This is a genomic window from Kitasatospora sp. NPDC101155, from assembly GCF_044768305.1.
Taxonomy (GTDB): Bacteria; Actinomycetota; Actinomycetes; order Streptomycetales; family Streptomycetaceae; genus Kitasatospora.
This window is the reverse complement of the sequence record NZ_JBIWPN010000048.1, coordinates 20,235-46,641: the sequence shown is the minus strand read 5'-3', so window position 1 is coordinate 46,641 and position 26,407 is coordinate 20,235. Positions and strand designations below refer to the sequence as shown.

Genomic DNA, 26,407 nt, shown 5'->3' with positions numbered 1-26,407 from the left:
CGATTCACTCCGGGTCGATTCACTCCGGGTCGATCTTGCGGTACTCCCGCGCCGGGTCCACCCGGGGACGGGCGGCGCCCTTCTCGACGTCCACCGGCCGCGGCCCGGCCGCCGGGTCGAGCGGCACCTGGGTGGCCGCCGGGGCCGCCGGCGGAACGCTCGGCGCCGCGACCGCGCCGCCGTTGGCACCGCCGCCGTTACCCGTCAGGCCGGTGAAGGCGCCGCCGAGGCCCTTGAGCGCGTCGCCGACCTCGCTCGGGATGATCCAGAGCTTGTTGGAGTCGCCCTTGGCCAGCTCGGGCAGGGTCTGCAGGTACTGGTAGGCGAGCAGCTTCTGGTCGGCGTCGCCGTCGTGGATGGCCTCGAAGACCGTCCGGATCGCGGCCGCCTCACCGTCGGCGCGCAGCACCGCGGCCTGGGCCTCACCCTCGGCCCTGAGCACGTCGGCCTGCTTCTCACCCTCGGCCTTGAGGATCTGCGCCTGGCGCTGGCCCTCGGCGGTGAGGATCGCGGCGCGCTTGTCACGGTCGGCGCGCATCTGCTTCTCCATCGAGTCCTGGATGGAGGTCGGCGGCTCGATCGCCTTCAGCTCGACGCGGTTGACCCGGATGCCCCACTTGCCGGTGGCCTCGTCCAGGACGCCGCGCAGGCCGGCGTTGATGACCTCGCGCGAGGTCAGGGTCGACTCCAGGTCCATCGAGCCGATGATGTTGCGAAGCGTGGTGACGGTCAGCTGCTCGATCGCCTGGATGTAGCTGGCGACCTCGTAGGTGGCCGCCCGCGGGTCGGTGACCTGGTAGTAGATGACGGTGTCGATGTTGACGACCAGGTTGTCCTGGGTGATCACCGGCTGCGGCGGGAACGGCACGACCTGCTCGCGCAGGTCGATCCGGTTGCGGACGCGGTCGATGAACGGGACGACGATGTTCAACCCTGCGTTGAGCGTCCGGGTGTAGCGGCCGAAGCGCTCCACGATCGCGGCGCTGGCCTGCGGGATGACCTGGATCGTCTTGATCAGCGCGATGAAGGCCACCACGACCAGGACGACCAAAACGATAAGGACGGGTTCCACGGACTCTCCCCTAGACGACCAGGGCGGTCGCGCCCTGGATTTCGACGACGTCGACCTTCTGGCCCGGCTGGTACACGCTGTCCGGATTGAGTGCGCGGGCTGACCAGATCTCGCCGTTGAGCTTGATCCGGCCGCCCTCTCCGTCGACGGTTTCCGCGACGACCGCGGTGGCGCCCTGGAGCGCGTCGATGCCCATCCTGATCTGCGGGCCCTTCCGCAGCTGCCGACGGGCAATCGGGCCGACGAAGGCCACCAGCCCGACCGAGACCAGCACGAAGGTCAGGGTTTCGAGGACCACTCCCCCGCCCAGCCCGGCCACTGCGGCGGCTGCCAGCGCACCGACCGCGAACATGGCGAACTCCGGCACCGCGGTGAGCACCAGCGGTATGCCGAGCCCCGCGGCGGCCAGGAGCCACCAGATCCAGCTGTCCACACGTCCATCCTAGGGAGCGAAGGGCCTTCGAGGCGGACAGTTCCCGCAGGTCGAGGGGCGGAAACCGGTCGCACGTGCGACCGGTTCCGACGGCCTTCCGAGTGATGGACGGGTGAGGAGGGAAAGGAGGGTCCGTGAGGGACGGACGGGGCCTCAGCCCAGCGGCAGGCCCTGGGCCGACCAGCGGTCGCCGTGGCGCTCCAGGGTGAGCGGCAGCCCGAAGCACTTGGAGAGGTTCCGGGCGGTCAGCTCGGTGTCGATCGGACCGGCGGTGAGCACCTTGCCCTGGCGGATCATCAGGACGTGGGTGAAGCCGGGGGCGATCTCCTCGACGTGGTGGGTGACCATCGCCATGGCCGGGGCGAACTCGTCCTGGGCGAGCGCGCCGAGCCGCCGGACCAGGTCCTCGCGGCCGCCGAGGTCCAGGCCGGCCGCGGGCTCGTCGAGCAGCAGCAGCTCGGGGTCGGTCATCAGGGCGCGGGCGATCAGGGTGCGCTTGCGCTCGCCCTCGGAGAGGGTGCCGAACTTGCGGCCGGTGAGGTTGGCCATGCCCATGCGGTCGAGCAGGGCGAGGGCGCGGGCCTCGTCGGACTGCTCGTAGGTCTCCTGCCAGCTGACCGTCATGCCGTAGGCGGCGGTGAGTACGGTCTGCAGCACGGTCTGCTCGGCCGGCAGCTTGTCGAACATGGCAGCACCGGCCAGGCCGATCCGGGAGCGCAGCTCGAAGACGTCGATCTCGCCCAGCTTCTCGCCCAGCACCGAGACCTTGCCCGAGGTCGGGAACAGGTACGAGGAGGCGATCTGCAGCAGGGTGGTCTTGCCGGCGCCGTTCGGGCCCAGGATGACCCAGCGCTCACCCTCGGAGATGGACCACGAGACCTGGTCGACCAGCGCGCGCCCCTCCCGGACCACGGATACGTCCACCAGCTCCAGCACGTCGCTCATGCCTACGCCTTCCCCAATACACAAAAATCTCGGCCGTCGGTGCGGGCGGCGAGCCTACTCCGGCAGCCGGTGGGCACGGGGTGGGTGCGCCGCACACGCATGGGCAAACCTACGCCACGCGGATGACCGCCGATTCCGTAGGCTGGCTGGATGCTCGCGACTCCTGCCGACAATCCGTACGAAGAACCCCGTTCGGGGCGGCTGACCGCCTGGGGCAACGCCCTGCTCAGCGGCCTGGTGCCGCCCGACAACGCCGCCGCGGCCGTGCTGGGCGCGGACGAGAGCCACCGGGTCACCGGGCTGCCCGGGGACGAACCGGGCGAGCAGCACGGGCTGACCTGGGCGCTGGGCCGGCTGCGGGTGCTCGGGGTGAAGGGCCTGCGCCTGGCACTGCCCTCCACCGGGCACCCGCTGGGGCTGACCGGCCCGGCGGCCTTCAACGAGCGCGCCATGGCGGCGGGCGAGGCGGTGCTCGCAGTGGGCGTGCCGCTCGGCCTGGTGCCGGAGATCACGGTGTACGGCCCGGAAGGGGACCGCTCGGCCACCGTGCTGTGGCGCTGCGCCGAGGTCAACGACACCCCGCCGGCCGACGTGCCCTCGCTGCACGAGGCCGAGCGCGAGCTCGCGGACGGGCTGCGCGAGGCGACCGTCCTGATCACCCGGCTCGACGTGGCCGGTGCCGGGCCGGAGGCGCTGCGCGCGCTGGAGGCCTACCGCCGCCGCGGCCACACCGAGCTGCTCGCCCCCGGCTACCCGCCGCGGGCGGTCCGGGTGTTGGAGTCGGCCCGCCAGGTGTCCGCCCTGCTGTCGATCGCCTCGGGCGGCCACGGCGCGGCCGTCAGCGCCTCCGAGATGGCCGCGCGCCAGTCCGTCCTGGCTCCGCTGCGGCGGACCGCCCGCCGGGCCCAGGTCGCCGCCTACAACGCCCTGGTGGACGAGCGCGAGGACCGCTGAGCCACGCCCTACCTGCGCGTCTCCCCGTTGCGGACGGCCCACAGCGCGGCCTGGGTACGGTCCGCGAGGTCCAGCTTCATCAGGATGTTGGAGACGTGGGTCTTCACCGTCTTCTCCGACAGGTGAAGGCTGCGGGCGATCTCCCGGTTGGACCGGCCGTCGGCGATGTGGCCGAGCACCTCGCGCTCGCGCTCGGTGAGGGTGCCGCCGCGGCCCTGCGGGGCGCGCGGGCCGTCGTCGGAGAGCAGCGCCTCGGCCAGTTCGGGCTGGAGCAGCACGTGTCCGGCGTGCACCGAGCGGATCGCGCCGGCCAGCGCCTCCGGGTCCACGTCCTTGTAGACGTACCCGGCGGCGCCGGCCCGCAGCGCGGGGACCATCGTGCGGTGCTCGGTGAAGCTGGTGACGATCAGGATCCGGGCCCGGCTGCCCTCGTCCTTGAGCGTGCGCAGCGCCTCGATGCCGTCGACGCCCGGCATCTTGAGGTCCATCAGGACGACGTCCGGGTCGAGTTCGCGGGCGCGGTCGACGCCCTCGGCCCCGTCGGCGGCCTCCCCGACCACCTCGATGTCGTCCTGGACCTCGAGGAAGGTGCGCAGTCCGCGGCGGACCACCTGGTGGTCGTCGACCAGCAGGACGCGGATCGGCGGCGTGCTCTCAGGCACCGGGGACCTCCATCTCGACGAGCGTCCCCTTGCCGGGGGCGGACTCCAGGGTGAGCGTGCCGCCGACGGCGGCCGCGCGGTCGCGCATCGAGGCCAGGCCGAGGTGGCGGCCGGCCCGGCGGACGGATTCGGGGTCGAAGCCTCGCCCGTCGTCGCGCACCCGCAGCAGGGCGCCGCGCGCGGGCGTCCCGGCCAGGGTGACGGTGACCCGGCGGGCACCGGAGTGGCGCAGCGCGTTGTGCAGCGCCTCCTGGGCGACCCGCAGCAGCGCGGCCTCCTGAGCAGGCGGCAGGGCGCGCACGCCGTCGGCGGCGAAGGCGACGTCGGCGGTGTGCGCCCGGTCGAGGACCTGCACCTGGGAGGCGAGGGTGGCGCTCAGCCCGTCCTCCTCCAGGGCGGCGGGGCGCAGTTCGACCACGACGGCCCGCAGTTCGTCGGCGGCCTCGGCGGCGAGCCGGGCGACCTCGGCGAGTTCGGCGCGGGCCCGGGCCGGGTCGCGGTCGACGAGCTTGGCGGCGGCCTTGGCGGTCAGTCGCAGCGAGAAGAGCTTCTGCGAGACGGCGTCGTGCAGGTCGTGGGCGATCCGGGCGCGTTCGCCGGCCAGGGTGAGTTCGCGGCTGCGCTCGTACAGGCGGGCGTTGGAGAGCGCGAGGGAGGCGTGGGCGGCGAGGATCCGCAGCAGTTCCTCGTCGTGGTCGGTGAACAGGCCGCCGCCGCGCTTGTTGGCGAGGAAGATGACGCCCATCACTTGGGGTTCGTCCTCGGCGGCCTCGCCGTCCAGGACGGGCATGCCGAGGAAGGCGTCCATCTCGGGGTGGGCGGCGGGCCAGCCCTCGAAGGCGGGGGCCTTGCGGACGTCGGCGAGCCGGGTGGGGCCGGTCTCGTGCAGCATCTCGGCGAGCACGCCGTGCTGACGGGGCAGCGGGCCGATCGCCCGCCACTGCTCGTCGGTGACGCCGTCGACCACGAACTGGGCGAAGCCGCCGTGGTCGTCGGGCACGCCGAGGGCCGCGTACTCGGCGCCGAGCAGGTCGCGGGCGGAGGCGGTGATGCGGCGCAGCACCTCGCGGACCTCCAGGTGCCGGCTCATCGCGAGCAGCGCCTGGCTGACGGCCTCGATGCCGGTCAGCGGGTCGCAGAGAGCCTCGACGGCGGCCGGCGGGTCGCAGGCGGGCAGCGGGCCGGCGGGGGTCCGGTGGTCACCGGTCGTGCTGGGCATACCGCCAAACTACCGCCGCCGCGGACGCCGCCGCGTCCGTCCCCGGCCGCGCCGGACGCAGGTCCGGGGACCTAGGCCGCTGGGCCCGCCCGCCCCTTCGGCTCGGGGCGAGCGGGCGAATCCCCGCCCCGAGCCGAAGGAGCGCGCCGGTACCGAAAGGGAGAAGCGACAAGCGAGGCACGAGCGCCGGAGCGCCGACCGTCGGCACCGGGCCGGAGCGCCCCGGAGGCGAGCGGGCGAATCACAGAAGGGCGCTCTCCCCTGTCGGGGAGAGCGCCCTTCGGCGAAGGCTGTCAGCCCTTCTGCATGACCTCCGGCTCGTGCCGGCGCTGCAGCCTCGTCACGATGACGCCGATGATGATCGACATCACGATCAGCACGCCCGCATCGATCGACCACTGGGCGACGCTGTGCTTCCACAGCGGGTCGTAGTTCGGGTGCTGGAAGTCCTTGTTCCAGGGGCCCAGGAGGTGCGACAGGTCGAGCGTGGTGGCCACCATGCCGGTGCCCCAGCGGGCCGGCATCAGCCAGCCGACCTGCTCCAGGCCGGGCTTGCCGAAGATCTGGAAGAGGCAGCCGGTGAAGACGACCTGGACGATGGCGAACATGACCAGCAGTGGCATGGTCTTCTCGGCGGTCTTCACCAGCGCGGAGATCATCAGGCCGAACATCATCGCGGCGAAGCTCAGCAGGATCATGCCGATCGTCATCTCGATGAGTGGCGTGTTCTGGACCAGCAGGCCGCCGTGCGCGGGGAGCTTGCGCGGCAGGAAGCCGACGGCGGAGATGATCGCGCCCTGGATCACGCTGAAGATGCCCAGCACGATGATCTTGGACATCATGTACGCCGAGCGGGACAGGCCGGTGGCCCGTTCCCGTTCGTAGATCGCCCGTTCCTTGATCAGTTCGCGGACGGAGTTGGCCGCACCGGAGAAGCAGGCGCCGATCGCCATGATCATGATGATCGGCCCGGCTCCGGAGTTGAGCCCCAACTGACTCTTCGGGTTCGGTGCCAGCCCGGGCTCGTTCGGCATCAGCACACTGACCACGCCGATGACCGCGGGCAGCAGCACCGACAGCGCCAGGAAGCCGCGGTCCGAGGCGAGCACCGACATGTAGCGGCGCATCAGGGTCCACAGCTGCGAGCCCCAGCTCTGCGGCTTGGGCGGGCGGAGGGCCTCCTGGGCGACCTGGACGTGCTGCACCTCGCCCGCCTCGACGGTCGCGGCGGAGTACTGCTGGTAGTGCACGGAGCCGCGGTAGCGGCCGGCCCAGTCGTGGTCCGGGTAGTTCTCGAAGGCCTGGAAGACGTCCGCCCAGGTCTCGTACCCGAAGAAGTGCAGCGCCTCGTCCGGCGGGCCGAAGTAGGCCACCGAGCCGCCCGGCGCCATCACCAGCAGCCGGTCGCAGAGCGCGAGTTCGGCCACCGAGTGGGTGACGACCAGGATCGTGCGACCGTCGTCGGCCAGGCCGCGCAGCATCTGCATGACCTCGCGGTCCATGCCCGGGTCGAGGCCCGAGGTGGGCTCGTCCAGGAAGATCAGCGAGGGCTTGGTGAGCAGCTCCAGGGCGACCGAGACGCGCTTCTGCTGGCCGCCGGAGAGCGCGGTGATCTTGTTGTCGGCGCGCTTGTCCAGACGCAGCTCGTACAGCACCTCGTCGATCCGGGCGTCGCGCTCCTTCGCCTCGGTGTCGCCGGGGAAGCGCAGCCGGGCCGCGTACTTGAGGCCCTTTCGGACGGTGAGCTCGCGGTGCAGGATCTCCGACTGCGGCACCAGGCCGATGCGGGAGCGGAGCTCGGCGAACTGCTTGTAGAGGTTGCGGCCGTCGTACAGCACCTCGCCGCGGTCGGCCGGGCGGTAACCGGTGAGGGCGCGCAGCAGGGTCGACTTGCCGGAGCCGGACGGGCCGATGACCGCGACCAGGGACTTCTCCGGGACGCCGAAGCTGACGTCGTTGAGCAGGATCTTCTTGGCGCCCTTGTGCTCGACCTCGACGGTCAGGTGACGGGCGGAGAAGGAGACCGCGCCGGTGTCGACGAACTCCTGCAGCTGGTCGCCCACCAGGACGAAGCTGGAGTGGCCGACGGTCAGCCGGTCCTGCGGGCCCATCAGCTGACGCTGCACCGGCTGGCCGTTGAGGAAGATGCCGTTGTGGCTGCCGAGGTCGACGATCTCGTAGCGGCCGTCCGGCAGCTGGCGCAGCTCGGCGTGGTGGCGGGAGACCTGGAGGTCGGACACCACGATGTCGTTGTCCAGCGCACGACCGATCCTGACGGTGCGCATGGCCGACGTCAGGTTGCGGATCATCGTGGGCTGCGGGGTGCCGCCACCGCCGTGCTGCGGCGGGGCCTGGAAGCCCTGCTGCTGCGGGAAGCCACCGTGCTGCGGCTGCTCGGGCTGCGGCGCGTGCTGCTGCTGCGGCACGAACTGCTGCTGCGGCTGGGGCTGCTGGCCCGGCCAGGCCTGCTGCTGGTACGGGTCCTGCCCCGGCCAGGCCTGCTGCGGCGCGGGCTGGTGGGGCGTCGGGACGGGGCCGCGGGCCGTCGCGGCGTCGTGCACCGGCGAGGGCTGCGGGGCGGCCGCGGCCACGGGCGCCGAGAAGGCGAGCCGGGGGCCGTTCTCCGGGTTGCCCAGGTTGACCACGGCACCGGGGAACAGCTGGGCCTGCATGGTGCGGGCACCGGCCACGTACGTGCCGTTGGTGCTGCCGTGGTCGTCCAGCAGCCAACCACTGCCGTTGAAGCTGATCGTCCCGTGCTGCCAGGAGACCCTGGCGTCTTCGAACGGGAAGTCCGACTGTGGATTGCGCCCGATGGTGTAGGACCGCCCGGGCTCCAGAGTCCGCTGCTGTCCGTTGATATCGATGACGAGTTGCGGCACTCTCGCCTGCCCCGCTCTCTCGGTTCCCCCGAATTGTGGCCCCCGCCCGGGGGTGCGCTGTTCCTCTGACTGACGGGGGGAATCATTCCAGCCCGCCGTCCGCCGGTGAAAGTCACCCCGGGTGACTGTGACCAGGCTGCTACCGGACCGGGGCGCGCCGGTGTCCCGCGAGGTGGGACGGGTACCCGCCGCCCGAGGGCCGACGGGTAGCGTGGGACTCACCATGAACGCATCGCCCTTGGCCGCTGAGCCCCTCCCCGCCGCCCAGCCCCGGACCGCGGACGAGCGCACCCTGCTCGTCAAGGTGTTCGGCAAGGACCGCCCCGGCATCACCGCCGGCCTCTTCGCCACCCTGGCCGGCTTCGGCGTCGACGTGATCGACATCGAGCAGGTCGTCACCCGTGGCCGCATCACGCTGTGCGCCCTGGTCACCCCGCCCTCCGCGCCCGGCGCGGAGGGCGGCCTGCGGGCCACCGTGCACCGCTGGGCGGACGAGCAGAAGCTCCAGGCCGAGATCCTCTCCGGCATCGGCGACAACCGCCCGCGCCGCGAGGGCCGTTCGCACGTGACGGTGCTCGGCAACCCGCTGACCGCCTCCGCCGTCTCCGCGCTGACCTCCCGGATCACCGCGGCCGGCGGCAACATCGACCGTGTCTTCCGCCTCGCCAAGTACCCGGTGACGGCGGTCGAGCTGGCCGTCTCGGGTGTGGCCACCGAGGAGCTGCGGGCCGAGCTCGCCCAGGAGGCGGCCACCCAGCGGGTGGACGTCGCGGTGGTGGCGGCCGGGCTGGAGCGCCGGGCCAAGCGCCTGGTGGTGATGGACGTGGACTCCACGCTCATCCAGGACGAGGTGATCGAGCTGTTCGCCGCCCACGCGGGCTGCGAGGAGCAGGTCGCCGAGGTGACGGCCGCGGCGATGCGCGGCGAGCTGGACTTCGCCGAGTCGCTGCGCGCCCGGGTGGCGCTGCTGGCGGGGCTGGACGCCTCGGTGACGGACAAGGTCCGCACGGAGGTCCGGCTCACCCCGGGCGCGCGCACCCTGATCCGTACCCTGCAGCGGCTGGGCTTCCAGGTCGCGGTGGTCTCCGGCGGGTTCACCCAGGTCACCGACCACCTGGTGGAGCTGCTGGGGCTGGACTTCGCGGCCGCCAACACCCTGGAGGTGGTGGACGGGAAGTTCACCGGCCGGGTGGTCGGCGAGATCGTGGACCGGGCCGGGAAGGCCCGCTGGCTGGCCCGCTTCGCCGAACAGGCGAAGGTGCCGCTGGAGCAGACGGTGGCGATCGGCGACGGCGCCAACGACCTGGACATGCTGAACGCGGCCGGGCTCGGGGTGGCGTTCAACGCCAAGCCGGTGGTGCGCGAGGCCGCCGACACCGCGGTGAACGTGCCGTTCCTGGACACCGTGCTCTACCTGCTGGGCATCACCCGCGAGGAGGTCGAGGCGGCCGACGTGCACGACGGCACCCCGACCGAGTGAGGCCTGCGGACGTGAACGAGGGGCGTGTGGATCCGATCCGCGCGCCCCTCGCGTGCGTTCCTAGTCCTGCGGCGTGTAGTACGAGACCAGCTGGGCCACGCCCGGCTCGACGCCCTTCCAGGAGCCGGAGAAGCTGAGCACCGCGATCGCAGCCGTCGGGAACCCGCCCATGCGCAGCCGCTCCAGCGCGTCCCGGTCGCCCGCGTCCCCGGCCAGCACCTGGGTCAGGCCCAGCACCCCGGGGTTGTGGCCGACCAGCACCACGTCCGCGTACTCCTCCGGGGTCTCGTGAAGCACGGCGATGATCTCGCCCGGGCTGGCCTCGTAGATCCGCTCCTCGTAGACGGTCTTGCGGGCCCGCTTGGGCAGCTCGTGCGCGGCCAGCTTCCACGTCTCGCGGGTGCGCAGGGCGGTGGAGCAGAGCACGAATTCGGGATTGATCCCGGAATCGGCCATCCAGCGGCCGGCGTCCGGGGCCTGGTGGCGGCCCCGGTCGGCCAGCGGCCGCTCGTGGTCGTCCACGCCGTTCGGCCAGTCGGCCTTGGCATGGCGGAGAACGATGATCCTGCGGGGCGTTTCGGCGCTCATACCCAGCAAGCTTGGCAGAAAAGCCGCCCGGGGGCGCGACGCTCCCGGTTGCCGCCGCTCCCCGGGGCGGCGGGTGCCATCATGCCCCGTTCGCCGGGCCACCTTCCCAAAACGAAGGGGATACCGGGACTACGGCGGTGGTACGGGCGGTGGTCAGCCCATCTGGGCGGCGACGGTGGCGATGATCGCCACCAGCACCACGATGCCGGCGAAGGCGAAGGCGATACGGCCGAGCTGCTTGCGGCCGTCGGTGGGGTTCGGGTCGAGAACGGGCATGTCCGGAATTCTCCCACCCCGAACGCGCCCGCCGATCCCCGGCCCCACCGCTTTGGCCAGGCCTTGACCTTCGGCGTCAGGCCTTGACCTTCGCCGCCGGGTGGACCGCCTCGTCCTCGATGTGCCGGGCCCGGGCGGCGCGCAGGCCGAACAGCATCTGCGGCACCAGCAGCAGCGCCAGGAAGCCCAGCGGCCAGTACCACTCACCGGTGACCTGGTAGATCCTGCCGATCAGGATCGGGCCCGGGATGGAGATCAGGTAGCCGACGCCCTGGGCGAAGGCGGACAGCTGTGCCACCCCGCCCGCGGTCCGGGCGCGCAGCCCGATCATGGTCAGCACCAGCGGGAAGGCGCAGTTGGACAGGCCCACCAGGACCGCCCAGATCCACGGCGCCCCGGCCGGGGCGAGCGCCAGGCCGGCGTACCCGGCGATGCCGCAGGAGGCCAGCACCACCACGAACAGCCGCTGGTCGCCGCGCCGGGCCGCCAGGTTGGGCAGCACGAAGGAGACCGGCACGCCGATCACCATGGTGACCGCGAGCAGCACCCCGGAGGTGCCCTTGTCGACGCCGGAGTCCTGGAAGATCTTCGGCAGCCAGCCCATCACCACGTACGCGCCGGTGGCCTGGAGGCCGAAGAAGCAGGCCAACGCCCAGGCCGTCCGGCTGCGGGTGATCGGCAGCTTGACGGGGGCCGCGGCGCCGCCGGCGTGCTCGCCGCGCTCACGCTTGGCGAACAGCACCGGCAGCCAGAGCACCAGGGCGAGCGCGCCCAGGGCGGCCCAGACGCCCAGGCCGCGGCGCCAGTCGCCGCCCAGTGCGCTGGTCAGCGGCACGGTGACGGCGGCGGCCAGCGCGGTGCCGGCGGACAGCGCCATGGAGTACAGGCCGATCATCGGCCCGACCTTCTCCGGGAAGTACCGCTTGATCACCACCGGCAGCAGCACGTTGGAGACCGCCACACCGGCCAGGGCGAGCGCGGTGAGCAGCAGGAACACCGCGGTGCCACCGGCGAAGGAGCGCGCCAGCACGCCCGCCGTGATCGCGCCCATCCCGGCCGTGATCACCGCGATCGGCCCGACCCGGCGGGCCGCTGTGGGCGCCGCGAAGCCGAACAGCCCGAAGCACAGCGACGGGACGGCGGTGAGCAGCCCGGCGAGCGTCGGGTTCATCCCGAGACCGGTGCGGACCTGGTCGAGCAGCGGCCCGAGGCTGGTGACCACGGGGCGCAGGTTGAAGGCGGCGGCGGCGATCGCGACGGCGAACAGCCAGCCGAGGTACTTGGCGGGGGCGACGGGCCGCTCGGTCTGCGGCCCGGCCTCGGTTCGTGGGGAGGTGGTGGTGTCTGCTGCGGGAGGCATGGAGGTCATCATAGAATGATGGGATGAATTGATGCACCTTGGAATTGGCATGATGTGCCGATCGTTCATCCACCGGCCACTTCCCCCAGGCCCACCCACCCCGTAGCCGCAAGGAGTCCCCGTGGCGCTGTCATCGCCGAGGCGCACCCCGCTGTCCGACCAGGTGATCGCGCAGCTGCGCGCCCAGATCACCTCCGGGGAGTGGCCCGTCGGCTCGCGCATCCCCACCGAGGCCGCGCTGGTCGAACAGCTGGGGGTGGCCCGCAACACCGTCCGCGAGGCCGTCCGCGCCCTCGCCCACAACGGGCTGCTCGACATCCGGCAGGGCTCCGGCACCTACGTGCTGGCCACCAGCGAGCTGGCCGGGGTGATGCACCGCCGCTTCGCCGACGCCGACCAGGCGCAGGTCGCCGAGCTGCGGGCGGCCCTGGAGACCTCCGCGGCGGGCCTGGCCGCCGTCCGCCGCACCGCGCGCGACCTCGGCCTGCTGGACGCCGCGCTCAGCCGCCGCGAGGCCGCCTGGCACTCCGGTGACGCCGAGGACTTTGTCCAGGCCGACGCCGCCTTCCACCAGGCCGTGGTCGCCGCCGCCCACAACGACGTGCTGCTCGCCGTCTACGCCGACCTCGGCGAGGTCACCCGCGCGCACCTGCGCAACGACGTCGGCCCCGAGCTGATCGCCGAGCGCTACATCGGCCACGACACCATCCTGGACGCCATCCGGGCCGGCGACGCCCAGCGCGCCTCGGTCGAGGCCGGCCGCGCCATCGGGGCCTGCGCCACCGCCGAGGCGTGAGCGGCTGCGCGGCGACTCGCCCGTAAGGGGAAACACCGCTGCCCGGCACCCCCCTCGGGGGTGCCGGGCAGCGGTGTTTCAGCGGATCAGGCGCCGATGGCGTGCAGACCGCCGTCGACGTGGATGATCTCGCCGGTGGTCTTCGGGAACCAGTCCGACAGCAGCGCGACGATGGCGCGGCCGGCCGGCTCCGGGTCGTTCAGGTCCCACTTCAGCGGGGAGCGGTGGTTCCAGGTGTCGGCCAGGTCGCCGAAGCCCGGGATGGACTTGGCGGCCATCGAGCCGAGCGGGCCGGCCGAGACCAGGTTGCAGCGGATGTCCCGCGGGCCCAGGTAGCGGGCCAGGTAGCGGCTGGTCGACTCCAGGGCGGCCTTGGCCGGGCCCATCCAGTCGTACTGCGGCCAGGCGAACTGGGCGTCGAAGGTCAGGCCGACCACCGAGCCGCCGTCCTGCATCAGCGGCATCAGCGCCATGGTCAGCGACTTCAGCGAGTACGCCGAGACGTGCATCGCGGTGGCCACGGACTCCCACGGGGTGTCCAGGAAGTTGCCGCCCAGCGCGTCCTGCGGCGCGAAGCCGATCGAGTGGACGATGCCGTCCAGGGTCGGCAGGGTCTCGCGGACCTGGTCGGCGATGCCCGCCAGGTCCTCCGCGCTGGAGACGTCCAGCGACAGCACCTTGACCGGCTTCGGCAGCTTCTTGGCGATCCGCTCGGTCAGGCTCGGGCGCGGGAAGGCGGTGAGGATGATCTCCGCGCCCTGCTCCTGCGCGAGCTTGGCGGCGTGGAAGGCGATGGAGGACTCCATCAGCACGCCGGTGATCAGGATCCGCTTGCCTTCGAGGATTCCACTCATGATCAGTGACCCATGCCCAATCCGCCGTCGACGGGAATGACGGCTCCGGTGATGTACGCGGCCTCGTCCGACCCGAGGAACCGCACGGTGGAGGCGACCTCGGCGGGCGCCGCGTAGCGGCCCAGCGGCACGCCCGAGACGATCTCCGCGCGGCGCTCGTCGGTGAGCACGGCGGTCATGTCGGTGTCCACGAAGCCGGGGGCCACCACGTTGACGGTGATGTTGCGCGGGCCGAGCTCGCGCGCCAGCGACCGGGCGAAACCGACCAGGCCGGCCTTGGAGGCGGCGTAGTTGGCCTGGCCCGGCGAGCCGGACAGGCCCACCACGGAGGAGATCAGCACCACGCGGCCCTTCTTGGCGCGCATCATCAGCTTCGAGGCGCGCTTGACCACGCGGAAGGTGCCGGTCAGGTTGGTGTCCAGGACGGAGGTGAAGTCCTCCTCGGACATCCGCAGCAGCAGGGTGTCGTGGGTGATGCCCGCGTTGGCGACGAGCACCTCGACCGCGCCGTGCTTCTGCTCGATCTCGGTGAAGGCGGCGTCGACCTGCGCGGCGTCCGTGATGTCGCAGCGCACCGCGAGGACGTCGTACTTCACCAGGGCCTCGGGCACCTCACCCGAACGGCTGGTGATGGCCACCTTGTCGCCCGCTTCGGCGAAGGCCTGGGCGATCGCGAGGCCGATGCCCCGGTTTCCTCCGGTGACGAGAACCGAGCGGCTCAACGATCCACCTCTCTCCGTGTGTGAGCACGTACGTCGGAATGCGTACGCAGTGTGACGGTATCGGGCGCCCGGCGGTGTCGGCGCATCGGGCTCCCACAGCGCCGCACCAGAGGAACTGTCGCAATCCGACAATCCGCACCCGCAGCACCTGGCGCCTCCCGCCGACGCCCCGCAGGCCGGGGCGCCGCCGCGATCGGGGCGACTGTGCGGGAACAACACGGACGGGCGCACCCGTTGGCCCCGTGGTGTGGACCGACCGGGACCCCGTACCCTTCCCCGAACAGTCCCGGCGAGGAACGAACGAAGGCAGGGCGCATGACCAAGGCACGGCCCGGGAGCACCCACCGACGCGGACGACTGCTCGCCCTGACCGCCCTGGCGGCGGGCCTGGGCGCCACCGCCTGGTCGCTGCGCGACCTGCCGGCGGCGTTCGGGAGGCGCCCGGACGGCGAGCGCGAGGAGCGGGTGCGCAACTCCCCGCAGTACCGCGACGGCGTCTTCCACAACGCGCCCTCGGCCCTCGCCCGCACGGCCGGCGCCCCCGGCGTCGACCCCGCCACCGTCCGCCGGATGATGTTCGAGCGCACCGGCCGTGTCCCCGCCCACCCGGTGCCCACCGTCCGCCCCGCCGCGACCGGCCCGGCCGCCGAGGGCGTGGAGATCACCTGGTACGGGCACGCCTCCGCGCTGGTGGAGATCGAGGGCTCCCGTGTGCTGCTCGACCCGATCTGGAGCGACCGCTGCTCCCCCTCCGCGCACGTCGGCCCCAAGCGGCTGCACCCGGTGCCGGTCGAGTTGGAGGAACTGCCGCCGGTCGACGCCGTGCTGATCTCGCACGACCACTACGACCACCTCGACATGGCCACCGTCAAGCGCCTGGTGCGCAGCCAGTCCGCGCCCTTCGCGGTGCCGCTCGGCATCGGCGGCCACCTGCGCCGCTGGGGCGTCCCGGAGCACCGGATCATCGAACTGGACTGGGACGAGACCTGCACCCTGGGCGAGCTGGTGGTCACCCTCACCTCCGCGCACCACTTCTCCGGCCGTGGCCTGACCCGCAACACCACCCTGTGGGGCTCCTGGGTGATCGCCGGCCCCACCCGCAAGGTCTTCTACACCGGCGACTCCGGTTACTTCGAGGGCTACGGCCGGATCGGGGAGCAGCACGGCCCCTTCGACGCCGCGCTGGTGCAGATCGGCGCCTACGACGCGGCCTGGGCGGACATCCACATGACCCCCGAGGACGCCGTCCTCGCCCACCGCGACCTCGACGCCGGGCTGCTGGTGCCGGTCCACTGGTGCACCTTCAACCTGGGCCTGCACCCGTGGGCCGAACCGATCGAGCGACTGCTCAAGGAGGCCAAGGCCCAGGCCGTCCCGCTGGCCGTGCCGCGCCCCGGCGAGCGGGTCGACGTGGACAACCCGCCGGAGCTGGACGGCTGGTGGGAGTCCGTCTCCTGACGGCCCGGCAGGAGACCTCGGCCGAAACCGCGTCGCACGGGTCGAAATGGGCTGGCCGGAAACCCGGTGGACGGGAAATGATGCGGTGCGGGCGCCCCTGTGGGCACCCGCACCGTCACCCTCCGCGACCTGGGAGCCCGATTGCCTCCGATCCCTCCGGCCGTCAGCGCCGGCGCCCCGACCGGGCGCGCCGTCGATCCGCTGTTCCTCGCCCTCCCGCTGCGCACCCTGGCCGACGCCGCCCTCACCCGGACCCGTGAACTCGGCGCGAGCCACGCCGACTTCCGCCTGGAGCGGGTCCGCAGCGCCTCCTGGCGGCTGCGCGACGCCCGCCCGTCCGGCACCTCCGACAGTGTGCAGCTCGGCTTCGCCGTCCGCGTCCTGCTGGACGGCGCCTGGGGCTTCGCCGCCGGGGTGGACCTGACCCCCGACGCCGCGGCGAAGGTCGCCGCCCAGGCCGTCGCGGTGGCCCGCCTGTCCGGCGGGATCAGCCGGGCGGCCGGCTCCACCGAGCGGGTCGAGCTGGCCGACGAGCCCGTCCACCGGGACGTCACCTGGGTCTCCGCGTACGAGGTCAACCCCTTCGAGGTGCCGGACGCCGAGAAGACCGCCCTGCTCGCCGAGCGCAGCTCCCGGCTGCTGGCCGCCGAGGGCGTCTCGCACGTCCAGGCGGCCCTGCTGACCGTCCAGGAGAACAAGTTCTACGCGGACACCGCGGGCACCATGACGACCCAGCAGCGGATCCGGCTCCACTCCGTCCTGGAGGCCACCTCGGTCGACGAGCGCACCGGCGCCTTCGACTCGATGCGCACCCTGGCCCCGCCGGTCGGCCGCGGCTACGAGTACGTCACCGGCACCGGGTGGGACTGGGACGCGGAGATCGCCGAACTTCCCGTCCTGCTGGCCGAGAAGATGAAGGCCCCGAGCGTCAAGGCGGGCCGCTACGACCTGGTGATCGACCCGTCCAACCTCTGGCTGACCATCCACGAATCGATCGGCCACGCCACCGAGCTGGACCGCGCGCTCGGCTACGAGGCCGCCTACGCCGGCACCTCCTTCGCCACCTTCGACCAGCTCGGCACCCTCCAGTACGGCTCCGGGCTGATGCACGTCACCGGCGACCGCACCGCCGAGCACGGCCTGTCCACCATCGGCTACGACGACGAGGGCGTGGCCACCCAGTCCTGGGACCTGGTCAAGGACGGTGTCCTGGCCGGCTACCAACTCGACCGCGGCATGGCCAAGTTGAAGGGCTTCGAGCGCTCCAACGGCTGCGCCTTCGCGGACTCCCCGGCGCACGTCCCGGTGCAGCGGATGGCCAACGTCTCGCTCCAGCCCGCCGCCGACGGCCCGGACACCGAGGGCCTGTTCGCCGGGGTGGAGAACGGCCTGTACATCGTCGGCGACCGCTCCTGGTCGATCGACATGCAGCGCTACAACTTCCAGTTCACCGGCCAGCGTGCCTACGCCATCAAGAACGGCGAACTCGCGGGCCAGGTCAAGGACTTCGCCTACCAGGCCACCACCACCGACTTCTGGGGCTCGATGGCGGCGGTCGGCGGCCCGCAGACGTACGTCCTCGGCGGCGCCTTCAACTGCGGCAAGGCGCAGCCCGGCCAGGTCGCGGCGGTCAGCCACGGCTGCCCGTCGGCGCTGTTCCGCAACGTCAACGTGCTCAACACCCAGCAGGAGGCGGGTCACTGATGACCGCGATGCAGCCCCACGAACTCGTCGAGCTGGCCCTCGGCCTCTCCCGCGCCGACGGCTGCGTGGTGATCGCCGACGAGGAGTCCACCGCCAACCTGCGCTGGGCCGGCAACGCGCTGACCACCAACGGGGTCACCCGCGGCCGCCGCCTCACCGTGATCGCCACCGTGGCCGGCGCCGAGGGCACCGCCTCCGGCGTGGTCTCCCGCGAGGCCGTCACCACCGAGGACGTCGAGGGCCTGGTCCGGGCCGCCGAGGACGCCGCCCGCGCGGCCGGCCCGGCCGAGGACGCCCAGCCGCTGGTCGCCGACCAGCCGCACTCCCCGCACTTCACCCAGCCACCCGCGGAGACCTCCATCGAGGTGTTCGACGCCTTCGGCCCGGCCCTCGGCGAGGCCTTCGCCCGCGCCGCCGCGCAGGGCGAGTTGCTGTACGGCTTCGCCCGGCACGAGATCACCACCAGCTACCTGGGCAGCTCCACCGGCCTGCGGCTGCGCCACGACCAGCCCACCGGCATGGTCGAGATCAACGCCAAGACCGCCGACCTGTCCGGCTCGGCCTGGATCGGCGCCGCCACCCAGGACTTCACCGACATCGACGTCGAGGCCCTGCACACCGAGCTGACCAAGCGCCTCGGCTGGGGCGCCCGCAAGGTCGACCTGCCGGCCGGGCGGTACGAGACGCTGCTGCCGCCCTCGGCCGTCGCCGACCTGATGGTGTACCTCAACTGGTCCTCCGGCGGCCGGGACGCCCACGAGGGCCGGACGGTCTTCTCCAAGCCCGGCGGCGGCACCCGGATCGGCGACAAGCTCGCCGGCCTGCCGCTGACGCTGCGCTCCGACCCGCGCGAGGAGGGCCTGGAGGCCGTCCCGTTCGTGCTGGCGCACAGCAGCGGCGGCGACGTCTCGGTCTTCGACAACGGCGAGCCGATCACCGCCACCGACTGGATCCACGAGGGCGTGCTGACCGAGTTGATCACCAGCCGGCACGCGGCCGGCCTCACCGACCTGCCGCTGCGCCCGGCGATCGACAACCTGGTGCTGGAGACGGCCGACCAGGAGTCCGCGCCGACCCTGGACGAGATGATCGCCCGCACCGAGCGCGGCCTGCTGCTCACCTGCCTCTGGTACATCCGCGAGGTGGACCCGGCGACGCTGCTGCTCACCGGCCTCACCCGGGACGGCGTGTACCTGGTGGAGAACGGCGAGGTGGTCGCCGCGGTCAACAACTTCCGGTTCAACGAGTCCCCGGTGGACCTGCTCGGCCGGATCACCGAGGTGGGCCGCACCGAACGCTGCCTGCCCCGCGAGTGGAGCGACTACTTCACCCGCACCGCGATGCCACCCGTGCGTGTCGCGGACTTCAACATGAGTTCGGTCAGCCAGGCCTCTTAGCCACTGACCAACGGGGGATACGAGAGACATGATGGACGAGAAGCGGCTGGTCAGAACGAGCAAGGTGCTGTCGCGCATCCTGCGGCACGAGCCGGAGCTGGTGGGGATCACGCTGGACGGGTCCGGCTGGGTGGGGATCGACGTGCTGCTCGCCGCGCTCGCGGCGAAGGGCAGGCCGGTCACCCGGGCCGAGCTCGACCACGTGGTGGCCACCAACAACAAGCGCCGCTTCGGCTACTCGCCGGACGGTCTCTCGATCCGCGCCAACCAGGGCCACACGGTGGCGGTCGACCTCGGCCTGACCGCCACCGTGCCGCCGAACGTGCTGTACCACGGCACCGCCGACCGCCACCTGGCGTCGATCTTCCGCGAGGGCCTGCGCCCGATGGCCCGCCAGGACGTGCACCTGTCGGCGGACACCGAGACCGCGACCCGGGTCGGCGCCCGGCACGGCCGCCCGGTGGTGCTGACCGTGAACGCGGCCGCGATGGCGGCGGCCGGCCACGAGTTCCGGCTCAGCGAGAACGGCGTCTGGCTCACCGACGCCGTCCCCCCGCAGTACCTCTCCCGCCGCTCCTAGCCGCTCCTGCCGCCGGACGGCTCCCCTATCACGCCCGACCGGGTGGGCCCCGCCCACCCGGTCTCGTCGTCCCCGGACCCCGGGCGTACCGTGAGAAGGCCGCGCGGAACGGCGCGCGGGTGCGTGGACGAAGGCGGTAGACACATGGGCAAGAGCGCCGACGGCGGGCAGGTCTTCCGGATCACGGGGGCGCGCAGCAGCCTGTCCGAGGACGTCCGGGGACGTCAGCGCCGCTACGTCATCTCGATGCTGATCCGCACGCTCTGCGTGCTGCTCGCGGTGGTGCTGTGGGACGTCCAGCGCTGGCTGGCGATCGCCGCGCTGGCGGGCGGCGTGCTGCTGCCGTACTTCGCGGTGCTGATCGCCAACGCGGGCCGGGAGCGCGCACCGGGCCTGCCGAGCACCTTCGACATCCCGCACGACACCCCGCTGATGCTCGGCCCCGGTGGTACGGGTGGGGCTGGTGCGCCTGCTGGTACAGGACAGGCAAAGCCCGCTGGCACCGAAGCTTCACAGGGCGCGGACTGACCGTCCACTTCGTGGTGGTTGAGACGGAATCAGCTCCAGGAAAGCTCAAAAGAAGCTCAGATTAATCATGCAAGACCTCCCCATCCGGGGGTCTCGGCATGACATACTGCGTACGCGCTCCGCATCCCCCGTCGGAGCGACGGACCGACGCCGGGCGGCTCCCCCCGTGGCTGCCCGGCGTCGCCATGTCCGGATCCGGACGGGCTTGGTCCGATCGCCGGGGGCCCGTGAAACACTGGCGGCGACGATCGAACCGCCGAGCACCGAGGACGGCCCCGATGGACACCCCGCAGACGCCGATCTGCTCCGCGAAGGGCTGCCGGGCGGACGCCCACTGGGTGCTGGTGTGGAACAACCCCAAGCTGCACACCCCGGACCGCCGCAAGACCTGGCTGGCCTGCGAGGAGCACCGCGAGCACCTGTCCCAGTTCCTGGGCGTGCGCGGCTTCCTCAAGGAGGTCGTCGCCTTCGCCGACTACCCCAGGACTCCCGAGGGGCCCGGGACCGACCAGTCGGTCTAGCCCCCGATCGCCGACATCGGCCGCTCGGGCTGGTGGAACTCCGGGTCGTCGATACCGGCCCCGGCCTTCTTGCCCCACATCGCCGCCCGCCACAGCGCGGCCAGCTCCGCGTCGTCCGCCCCCGAGCGCAGCGCGGTGCGCAGGTCGGTCTCCCCGGTCGCGAACAGGCAGTTGCGCACCTGCCCGTCGGCGGTCAGCCGGGTCCGGTCGCAGGCCCGGCAGAACGGCCGGGTGACCGAGGCGATCACGCCGACCCGGCCCTGACCGCCGTCCACCACCCAGCGCTCGGCGGGCGCCGCGCCCCGGCCCGCGGACGGCTCCGGGGAGAGCGCGAAGCGGGCGCTCAGCAGGTCCAGGATCTCCGCCGCGGTGACCATCGACGAGCGGTCCCAGCCGTGTTGGGCGTCCAGCGGCATCTGCTCGATGAAGCGCAACTCGTAGCCCCGCTCCAGGCACCAGGCCAGCAGGTCGGCCGCCTCGTGGTCGTTGACCCCGCGCATCAGCACCGCGTTCAGCTTCACCGGGGTCAGCCCGGCCGCCTCGGCCGCGGCCAGCCCGTCCAGTACGTCCTGGTGGCGCCGGCGACGGGTGAGCGTGTGGAACACCTCGGGGTCGAGGGTGTCCAGCGAGACATTGACCCGGTCGAGCCCGGCCTCGCGCAGCGCGGTCGCGGTGCGGGCCAGTCCGATGCCGTTGGTGGTCAGGGACAGCTCGGGGCGCGGCTCCAGCTCCGAACAGGCGGCCACGATCGCGACCAGTCCGGGGCGCAGCAGCGGCTCGCCGCCGGTGAAGCGGACCTCGCGCACACCCAGGTCCCGGACGGCCAGGGCGACCAGCCGGACGATCTCCTCGTCGCTCAGCAGGTCGGGCTTGGCCAGCCACTGCAGGCCTTCCTCCGGCATGCAGTAGGTGCAGCGGAGGTTGCACCTGTCGGTCAGGGAGACCCGCAGGTCGACGGCCTGTCGTCCGAAGGTGTCGAGCAGCACGTGCGTCCCTTCCCGAAATGCGGCCGGCCCGGCCACCGTCGCGGCGGGGGCCGGGCCAGCATAGTCATCGCGGGACGATCAGTGGGCGCCCAGCCCGGTCAGTGAGCGGACCTCCAGTTCAGCGTACTTCGCCGGGTCGGGACGCTCCTTCGACAACAGGGTGCCGAGCCAGCCGGCCAGGAAGCCGATCGGGATGGAGACCAGGCCGGGGTTCTCCAGCGGGAACCAGTGGAAGTCGACGCCCTGGAAGAGCGAGCTCTTGCCCCCGGACAGGACCGGGGAGAAGACCACCAGCACCACCGACGAGATCAGCCCGGCGTAGACCGAGCTGACCGCGCCGACGGTGGTGAAGCGCTTCCAGTAGAGCGAGTAGAGCAGGGTCGGCAGGTTCGCCGAGGCGGCCACCGCGAAGGCCAGCGCCACCAGGGCGGCGGTGCTGAGCTTGCCCGCGTACAGGCTGAGCACGACGGCGATCGCGCCGATCACCACCGCGGCCCACTTCGCCGACCGCACCTCCTCCTTCTCGCTCGCCTTCCCGCGCCGGATCACGTTGGCGTACAGGTCATGGGCGAAGGAGGCCGAGGAGGCGAGGGTGAGCCCGGCCACCACGGCGAGGATGGTGGCGAAGGCGACCGCCGAGATCACCGCGAGCATGATCGCGCCGCCGGTGGTGCCGGACCCACCGCCGAGCTGCTCGGCGAGCAGCGGCGCCGCGGTGTTCCCGGACGGCGTCTTGCCCTCGACGGCCACCATTCCGCTGCGGCCGACCAGTGCCGCCGCACCGAAGCCGAGCGCCAGGGTCATCAGGTAGAAGACGCCGATGATGCCGATCGCCCAGAGCACCGATTTGCGGGCCGCCTTGGCGGTGGGGACGGTGTAGAAGCGGACCAGGATGTGCGGCAGGCCGGCGGTGCCGAGCACCAACGCGATCCCCAGGCTGATGAAGTCGAGCTTGGAGGTGTTGCTGGCCCCGTACTTCAGCCCGGGTTCGAGGAACGCCGATCCCTTGCCGCTCGCGGAGGCGGCCGCGCCGAGCAGCTCCGAGGGGTTGAAGTGGTACTTGGCGAGCACCAGGACGGTCATCAGCGCCGCGCCGACGACCAGCAGCACCGCCTTGACGATCTGCACCCAGGTGGTGCCCTTCATGCCCCCTATCACCACGTAGATGATCATCAGTGCGCCCACCGCGAGGATGGTCCAGCGCTTGGCCCCGTCCCCGGTGACCCCCAGCAGCAGGGCCACCAGCGCCCCGGCGCCGACCATCTGGGCCAGCAGGTAGAAGATCGACACCACGATGGTGGACACCCCGGCCGCGGTGCGCACCGGGCGCTGGCGCATCCGGAAGGCGAGCACGTCCGCCATGGTGAAGCGGCCGGAGTTGCGCAGCGGCTCGGCGATCAGCAACAGCGCGACCAGCCAGGCGACCAGGAAGCCGATCGAGTAGAGGAAGCCGTCGTACCCGGCCAGGGCGATGGTGCCGGCGATGCCCAGGAAGGACGCGGCGGACATGTAGTCGCCGGAGATCGCCAGGCCGTTCTGGAAGCCGGTGAAGCCGCGGCCGCCGGCGTAGAAGTCGGCGGCGCTGCGGTTCTGCCGCCCGGCCCAGACGGTGATGACCAGGGTGGCCACCACGAAGAGCCCGAACAGGGCCATCGTCAGGCCGCGGTGCTCCGTGGCGGAGCTGGCGAGCGCGATCATTCGGCGGACTCCCGGGGAGCATGGACGACGGCACCGTGGGCCTCGCGGATCGCGGCGGCGGGCGGGTCGATCCGCCGGTCCGCGTAGCGGGCGTACCAGGCGGCGATGGCGAAGGTGGTGGCGAACTGCAGCAGCCCGAGCACCAGGGCCACGTTGATGTGCCCGACGACCTTGGTGCCCATCAGTCCGGGTGCGTAGCAGGAGAGCAGGACGTAGAGCAGGTACCAGAGCACGAAGCCGATGGTGACCGGGAAGGCGAAGCTCCGGAACGAGCGCCGGAGGGTACGGAACTCCTCGCTGTCGTCGATGAGTTGGACGTCCGTGGCGGTAGTGGTGATCGGCGGCGAATCCACTCTCTCCTCACTCCTTCGGCGTAGCGGTCACACGAGGGGCGTGAACGAACGTGAGGGGCGTCACATGTCTCGTGCGCGCCGCGCAATGCTAGGAGCGTCGCGCCCGCCCCGAAAGGGGTTCACAGCGATCAGCCAGTCGTTCACCCCCTCGCACTATCCATTTGGCCGAAAGAAACCGCTCGGACAGTCTCTGTCGGATCCTCACAACCCGCTCGATGACAAAGGATTCGCGGTGGTAGCCTCCTGCCACTCATGTGATCTTCATGAGGTCATACTTTGCGAGCGCGCCCATCCAACACGCCGCCGAACCGTCATTTTTCGGACGTTTTCGAACGAGCGGGGCCTCGCCGTTTCAGGGGGACATCCATCACCGTGAGTCGCAGTTCCCGTCCGGCACGGCTGCTCGTGCTGCCGCTACTGGCATCCGCCCTCGCGCTCGCCGGCCCGCTTCCCGCTGCCTCCGCAGCCCCGGCCGCGCCCACCGCCGACCCGGCCTTCCTGCCCGAACTCGTCGTCCCGGGGCAGCCGTTGCCCCAGCCGCGGACCGAGGAACTGCTCGGCGCGGGCACCCAGGGCTTCCTGCACAGTACGCGCGACGACCGCTATGCCTGGACCAGGTACGACACCGGCGTCACCACGTACGTCAGCGAATTCTCCAGCGCGTACAACTTCAATACGGCCACCTGGCACGGCACGAGCAGCGACCTCATCATCAAGTCCGTTCCGAGGATGGACAGCCTGGACTGGGTCCTCCAGGACTCCGCCGCCGGCACCACTGCCACGGTGAACTCACCGCGCACGGACTCCCCCGCCGGCGTGTACGGGGACGCCCTGCTCACTCAGACCCTCGTGCCGGAGTCCCCCGGAAGCTCGTCGCTGAAGATCAGCGGCCTGACCTTCCGGCGAGCGGACGCCTCGGGCGCTACCGTCTCCGTCCCGGTCACCGGCTGGCCTGACGCCTCGGGCGCCCCCGGGCGGATCCGCTTCCTCGGCGGTGACGCCAAGGAGGCCGCCCTCGGCTTCAACGACGCTGCAGGCCAGTTCCGCATCGCGCTCGCCGACACCCACACCGGCGCCCTGCGGGTCTCCCCTCCGGAGCATGCCACGGACCCGGCCGTCTCCTCGTGCCCGGGCGCGAGCGCGGTCGGCACCGACCGGATCGCGTGGATCGCAAACGACTGCAACGCCCACGTTCTCTCGCGTGCCGATCTCTCGGCCACCGAGACGATGGTGCCCTTCGGCGCCACCAACAAGCCGGAGGCTCTCGGCCTCACTGGCGACTGGCTGCTGAGCGTCGCTCACCAGGATGGCGGGACCAACTCCCCGACCCCGGGCCAGAAGGAGCTCAAGGCAAGCCTGCTCACCTCAAGCGGGACCGCAGTGACGCTGCTGTCGCACGCCTCGACAACCATGGTCCAGGCCCCGGACGGCAGCGTCGTGATCGAGGGCGGCGAGAACTCCTCCGACTGGCGGGTCCGCCGAGTCACCGGCGTCGGCGGTGCCCCGGCCTCGGTCGCCACCACCGGCTACCGGGTCGAGCCGGACGCCTACACGATCGTCACCGAGTCCCTGTCGGAGAACGTGCTCACCACCGCCGAGAGCGGTAGCACCGTCGATCAGGGCTTCGCTCAGCGCCAGGTCACCCTTGGCGCCGCGCCCGCCGTCGGGGCGCGCACCTCCATCGGCACCGACCTGTACCCGGACCCGTCCCAGCTCTGCATGGCGGGCTCCAACCGGTGCAACACCATGGTGGGCACCGGCGACGGCCGGGTCATCCATCCCGGCACCCGCGGCACCGGCCTGATCGTTCGCCAGGGCCGGAACGCCAAGGCCGTCCCCCTGCCCCAGGGCCTGCCCGCGGCGAACCTCACGGAGGCCAGCGGCCGCTACGTCCTGGTCAACACGTCGACCTACCAGCACCCCGGCCAGGTCGTGCTCGACCTCGACGCGCCGACGCCCGGCACCCAGGTGGCCGCGACGAGCAGTTACGTGGCCACGGTCGACGCGGGAACGCTCTACTCCCCCGGTGCCAACCCGGGTGAGATCACCGCCCTCGACCTGGCGACCCAGCAGTCCCGGACCGTTCAGACCGGCAAGGCCTGCCCGGTCACCAACCTCGAGTCCTCCCGTGGCTGGCTGTACTGGAACTGCGGCACCCAGCGGCTCGCCGGCGTCCTCCGTCCGGCCACCGGCACCGCCATCGACGTGGCGTCGGGCGCCGCCGCCATGGGCGACGGGTTCCTGCTCTACACCGACACCAACAGCTACAGCCAGGTGGTGGACTTCCACACCGGCACCCCGGTCACGAGCAACATCAAGACCAACCTCCGTAGTGACGGTCTCTGGGGCCCGTGGAGCGTCGACCGCTTCGGCAGCGGCCTGGTGTACACCGACCAGCTCAGCAACATCCACCTGATCTCCGTCACCGCCCCCGCGCAGGGCACCACCTTCACCTCGGTGAGCCCGGACCGGCTGCTCGACACCCGCTACGCCATCGGCCAGCCCACCACCGACAAGGTCCCCGGCCGCGCCACCGTCAACCTCCAGGTCGCCGGACGCTCCGGCGTCCCACTGGGTGCCAAGGCCGTGGTCCTCAACGTGACCGCGACCGAGACCGACGGCGGCGGACACCTCACCGCCTGGGCCAGCGGCTCCCAGCAGCCCACCTCCAGCAACCTCAACTGGACCGCACCCGGCGTCACCACCCCCAACCTCGTCGTCGTCCCCCTCGGACCCGACGGCAAGGTCAACCTCTTCAACGGCTCCTGGAACACCACCCACCTCATCGCCGACGTCTTCGGCTACTACACCGACAGCCTCTCCGGCTCGACGTACACCGCCGTCAGCCCGGACCGGCTGCTCGACACCCGCTACGCCATCGGCCAGCCCACCACCGACAAGGTCCCCGGCCGCGCCACCGTCAACCTCCAGGTCACCGG

The 26,407-nt window shown here is 71.9% G+C and carries 24 protein-coding genes; 10 read left to right on the top strand and 14 right to left on the bottom strand.

What is annotated here, in order from left to right:
* Window positions 1-19: 19 nt before the first annotated feature.
* The 3 genes from ACIRYZ_RS38470 to ACIRYZ_RS38460 form a co-directional block, all read right to left on the bottom strand.
* Window positions 20-1,072: an SPFH domain-containing protein gene (locus ACIRYZ_RS38470; RefSeq protein WP_402953204.1), complete on the bottom strand. Its 1,053-nt coding sequence runs from the start codon at window positions 1,070-1,072 to the stop codon at window positions 20-22.
* Window positions 1,073-1,082: 10 nt separating this feature from the next.
* The gene (locus tag ACIRYZ_RS38465; RefSeq protein ID WP_402953202.1) at window positions 1,083-1,505 is read right to left on the bottom strand and encodes an NfeD family protein; all 423 of its coding nucleotides are present in this window, start codon (window positions 1,503-1,505) and stop codon (window positions 1,083-1,085) included.
* Window positions 1,506-1,658: 153 nt separating this feature from the next.
* Window positions 1,659-2,450, bottom strand: a complete 792-nt coding sequence (locus ACIRYZ_RS38460) for an ABC transporter ATP-binding protein (protein ID WP_380616129.1) — start codon at window positions 2,448-2,450, stop codon at window positions 1,659-1,661.
* Window positions 2,451-2,600: 150 nt separating this feature from the next.
* Here ACIRYZ_RS38460 and ACIRYZ_RS38455 point away from each other — a divergent pair, with 150 nt between their 5' ends.
* Window positions 2,601-3,404: a hypothetical protein gene (locus ACIRYZ_RS38455; RefSeq protein WP_402953200.1), complete on the top strand. Its 804-nt coding sequence runs from the start codon at window positions 2,601-2,603 to the stop codon at window positions 3,402-3,404.
* 8 nt (window positions 3,405-3,412) lie between these two features.
* On the opposite strand, the gene ACIRYZ_RS38450 is transcribed toward ACIRYZ_RS38455, so the two are convergent.
* The 3 genes from ACIRYZ_RS38450 to ACIRYZ_RS38440 all read right to left on the bottom strand — a co-directional run bounded on the left by ACIRYZ_RS38450 (window position 3,413) and on the right by ACIRYZ_RS38440 (window position 8,167).
* Window positions 3,413-4,066: a response regulator gene (locus ACIRYZ_RS38450; RefSeq protein WP_402953198.1), complete on the bottom strand. Its 654-nt coding sequence runs from the start codon at window positions 4,064-4,066 to the stop codon at window positions 3,413-3,415.
* Window positions 4,059-5,156, bottom strand: a complete 1,098-nt coding sequence (locus ACIRYZ_RS38445) for a GAF domain-containing sensor histidine kinase (RefSeq protein ID WP_393035447.1) — start codon at window positions 5,154-5,156, stop codon at window positions 4,059-4,061. Before ACIRYZ_RS38445 ends, ACIRYZ_RS38450 begins: the two co-directional genes overlap by 8 nt.
* Before the next feature lie 422 nt (window positions 5,157-5,578).
* Complete coding sequence (locus ACIRYZ_RS38440) at window positions 5,579-8,167, bottom strand: FHA domain-containing protein (protein WP_402953196.1); 2,589 nt, start codon at window positions 8,165-8,167, stop codon at window positions 5,579-5,581.
* A 223-nt stretch (window positions 8,168-8,390) separates the two neighbouring features.
* Here ACIRYZ_RS38440 and serB point away from each other — a divergent pair, with 223 nt between their 5' ends.
* Entirely contained in the window at window positions 8,391-9,647 is a 1,257-nt protein-coding gene (serB, locus tag ACIRYZ_RS38435) for a phosphoserine phosphatase SerB (protein WP_393035420.1), read from the top strand.
* 60 nt (window positions 9,648-9,707) lie between these two features.
* Here the strand turns inward: serB and ACIRYZ_RS38430 are convergent, their stop codons facing one another.
* The 3 genes from ACIRYZ_RS38430 to ACIRYZ_RS38420 all read right to left on the bottom strand — a co-directional run bounded on the left by ACIRYZ_RS38430 (window position 9,708) and on the right by ACIRYZ_RS38420 (window position 11,871).
* Window positions 9,708-10,235, bottom strand: a complete 528-nt coding sequence (locus tag ACIRYZ_RS38430; RefSeq protein WP_402953194.1) for a SixA phosphatase family protein — start codon at window positions 10,233-10,235, stop codon at window positions 9,708-9,710.
* Window positions 10,236-10,388: 153 nt separating this feature from the next.
* Entirely contained in the window at window positions 10,389-10,511 is a 123-nt protein-coding gene (locus ACIRYZ_RS38425; RefSeq protein ID WP_380615658.1) for an SGM_5486 family transporter-associated protein, read from the bottom strand.
* Window positions 10,512-10,587: 76 nt separating this feature from the next.
* Complete coding sequence (locus tag ACIRYZ_RS38420; protein ID WP_402953192.1) at window positions 10,588-11,871, bottom strand: CynX/NimT family MFS transporter; 1,284 nt, start codon at window positions 11,869-11,871, stop codon at window positions 10,588-10,590.
* A 121-nt stretch (window positions 11,872-11,992) separates the two neighbouring features.
* On the opposite strand from ACIRYZ_RS38420, the gene ACIRYZ_RS38415 reads away from it, so the two are divergent.
* A complete protein-coding gene (locus ACIRYZ_RS38415; protein WP_402953191.1) occupies window positions 11,993-12,667 on the top strand; it encodes a FadR/GntR family transcriptional regulator in 675 nt (224 codons plus the stop codon).
* Window positions 12,668-12,753: 86 nt separating this feature from the next.
* On the opposite strand, the gene fabI is transcribed toward ACIRYZ_RS38415, so the two are convergent.
* Both fabI and fabG read right to left on the bottom strand, forming a co-directional pair.
* Window positions 12,754-13,521: an enoyl-ACP reductase FabI gene (fabI, locus tag ACIRYZ_RS38410; protein ID WP_393035404.1), complete on the bottom strand. Its 768-nt coding sequence runs from the start codon at window positions 13,519-13,521 to the stop codon at window positions 12,754-12,756.
* 2 nt (window positions 13,522-13,523) lie between these two features.
* Window positions 13,524-14,243 (bottom strand): 3-oxoacyl-[acyl-carrier-protein] reductase, encoded by a 720-nt coding sequence (fabG, locus tag ACIRYZ_RS38405; protein WP_387627481.1) that lies wholly within the window; start codon window positions 14,241-14,243, stop codon window positions 13,524-13,526.
* 315 nt (window positions 14,244-14,558) lie between these two features.
* On the opposite strand from fabG, the gene ACIRYZ_RS38400 reads away from it, so the two are divergent.
* The 6 genes from ACIRYZ_RS38400 to ACIRYZ_RS38375 all read left to right on the top strand — a co-directional run bounded on the left by ACIRYZ_RS38400 (window position 14,559) and on the right by ACIRYZ_RS38375 (window position 20,431).
* The gene (locus ACIRYZ_RS38400) at window positions 14,559-15,701 is read left to right on the top strand and encodes an MBL fold metallo-hydrolase (RefSeq protein WP_393035400.1); all 1,143 of its coding nucleotides are present in this window, start codon (window positions 14,559-14,561) and stop codon (window positions 15,699-15,701) included.
* A 141-nt stretch (window positions 15,702-15,842) separates the two neighbouring features.
* On the top strand, window positions 15,843-17,405 hold the full coding sequence (locus ACIRYZ_RS38395) for a TldD/PmbA family protein (RefSeq protein WP_402953189.1): 1,563 nt from the start codon (window positions 15,843-15,845) through the stop codon (window positions 17,403-17,405).
* Window positions 17,405-18,802 (top strand): metallopeptidase TldD-related protein, encoded by a 1,398-nt coding sequence (locus ACIRYZ_RS38390; protein ID WP_402953187.1) that lies wholly within the window; start codon window positions 17,405-17,407, stop codon window positions 18,800-18,802. Before ACIRYZ_RS38395 ends, ACIRYZ_RS38390 begins: the two co-directional genes overlap by 1 nt.
* A 31-nt stretch (window positions 18,803-18,833) precedes the next feature.
* Window positions 18,834-19,382 carry an RNA 2'-phosphotransferase gene (locus ACIRYZ_RS38385; protein WP_402953213.1) on the top strand — a complete coding sequence of 183 codons (549 nt, stop codon included), beginning with the start codon at window positions 18,834-18,836 and terminating at the stop codon, window positions 19,380-19,382.
* Window positions 19,383-19,526: 144 nt separating this feature from the next.
* Complete coding sequence (locus ACIRYZ_RS38380; protein WP_402953185.1) at window positions 19,527-19,910, top strand: DUF3099 domain-containing protein; 384 nt, start codon at window positions 19,527-19,529, stop codon at window positions 19,908-19,910.
* 278 nt (window positions 19,911-20,188) lie between these two features.
* Window positions 20,189-20,431, top strand: a complete 243-nt coding sequence (locus ACIRYZ_RS38375; protein ID WP_393035389.1) for a hypothetical protein — start codon at window positions 20,189-20,191, stop codon at window positions 20,429-20,431.
* Here ACIRYZ_RS38375 and moaA read toward each other — a convergent pair.
* The 3 genes from moaA to ACIRYZ_RS38360 all read right to left on the bottom strand — a co-directional run bounded on the left by moaA (window position 20,428) and on the right by ACIRYZ_RS38360 (window position 23,468).
* Window positions 20,428-21,417 (bottom strand): GTP 3',8-cyclase MoaA, encoded by a 990-nt coding sequence (gene moaA / locus ACIRYZ_RS38370; protein ID WP_402953183.1) that lies wholly within the window; start codon window positions 21,415-21,417, stop codon window positions 20,428-20,430. The genes ACIRYZ_RS38375 and moaA overlap by 4 nt on opposite strands.
* Before the next feature lie 78 nt (window positions 21,418-21,495).
* Window positions 21,496-23,115: a cation acetate symporter gene (locus ACIRYZ_RS38365; RefSeq protein WP_402953182.1), complete on the bottom strand. Its 1,620-nt coding sequence runs from the start codon at window positions 23,113-23,115 to the stop codon at window positions 21,496-21,498.
* Window positions 23,112-23,468: a DUF485 domain-containing protein gene (locus tag ACIRYZ_RS38360; protein WP_402953180.1), complete on the bottom strand. Its 357-nt coding sequence runs from the start codon at window positions 23,466-23,468 to the stop codon at window positions 23,112-23,114. The genes ACIRYZ_RS38365 and ACIRYZ_RS38360 overlap by 4 nt, the downstream gene beginning before the upstream one ends.
* 372 nt (window positions 23,469-23,840) lie before the next feature.
* Here ACIRYZ_RS38360 and ACIRYZ_RS38355 point away from each other — a divergent pair.
* Window positions 23,841-26,407, top strand: a 2,567-nt coding sequence (locus ACIRYZ_RS38355) for a hypothetical protein (protein WP_402953178.1), incomplete at its 3' end; no start/stop codon positions are given.

What these genes read in the sequence shown, in the direction of transcription:
- ACIRYZ_RS38460 (WP_380616129.1), bottom strand. Translation starts at nt 2,450, where the DNA reads ATGAGCGACGTGCTGGAGCTGGTGGACGTATCCGTGGTCCGGGAGGGG.
- ACIRYZ_RS38455 (WP_402953200.1), top strand. Translation starts at nt 2,601, where the DNA reads ATGCTCGCGACTCCTGCCGACAATCCGTACGAAGAACCCCGTTCGGGG.
- ACIRYZ_RS38445 (WP_393035447.1), bottom strand. Translation starts at nt 5,156, where the DNA reads ATGAGCCGGCACCTGGAGGTCCGCGAGGTGCTGCGCCGCATCACCGCC.
- serB (WP_393035420.1), top strand. Translation starts at nt 8,391, where the DNA reads ATGAACGCATCGCCCTTGGCCGCTGAGCCCCTCCCCGCCGCCCAGCCC.
- ACIRYZ_RS38430 (WP_402953194.1), bottom strand. Translation starts at nt 10,235, where the DNA reads ATGAGCGCCGAAACGCCCCGCAGGATCATCGTTCTCCGCCATGCCAAG.
- ACIRYZ_RS38425 (WP_380615658.1), bottom strand. Translation starts at nt 10,511, where the DNA reads ATGCCCGTTCTCGACCCGAACCCCACCGACGGCCGCAAGCAGCTCGGC.
- ACIRYZ_RS38420 (WP_402953192.1), bottom strand. Translation starts at nt 11,871, where the DNA reads ATGCCTCCCGCAGCAGACACCACCACCTCCCCACGAACCGAGGCCGGG.
- fabI (WP_393035404.1), bottom strand. Translation starts at nt 13,521, where the DNA reads ATGAGTGGAATCCTCGAAGGCAAGCGGATCCTGATCACCGGCGTGCTG.
- ACIRYZ_RS38400 (WP_393035400.1), top strand. Translation starts at nt 14,559, where the DNA reads ATGACCAAGGCACGGCCCGGGAGCACCCACCGACGCGGACGACTGCTC.
- ACIRYZ_RS38390 (WP_402953187.1), top strand. Translation starts at nt 17,405, where the DNA reads ATGACCGCGATGCAGCCCCACGAACTCGTCGAGCTGGCCCTCGGCCTC.
- ACIRYZ_RS38385 (WP_402953213.1), top strand. Translation starts at nt 18,834, where the DNA reads ATGGACGAGAAGCGGCTGGTCAGAACGAGCAAGGTGCTGTCGCGCATC.
- ACIRYZ_RS38380 (WP_402953185.1), top strand. Translation starts at nt 19,527, where the DNA reads ATGGGCAAGAGCGCCGACGGCGGGCAGGTCTTCCGGATCACGGGGGCG.
- ACIRYZ_RS38375 (WP_393035389.1), top strand. Translation starts at nt 20,189, where the DNA reads ATGGACACCCCGCAGACGCCGATCTGCTCCGCGAAGGGCTGCCGGGCG.
- ACIRYZ_RS38365 (WP_402953182.1), bottom strand. Translation starts at nt 23,115, where the DNA reads ATGATCGCGCTCGCCAGCTCCGCCACGGAGCACCGCGGCCTGACGATG.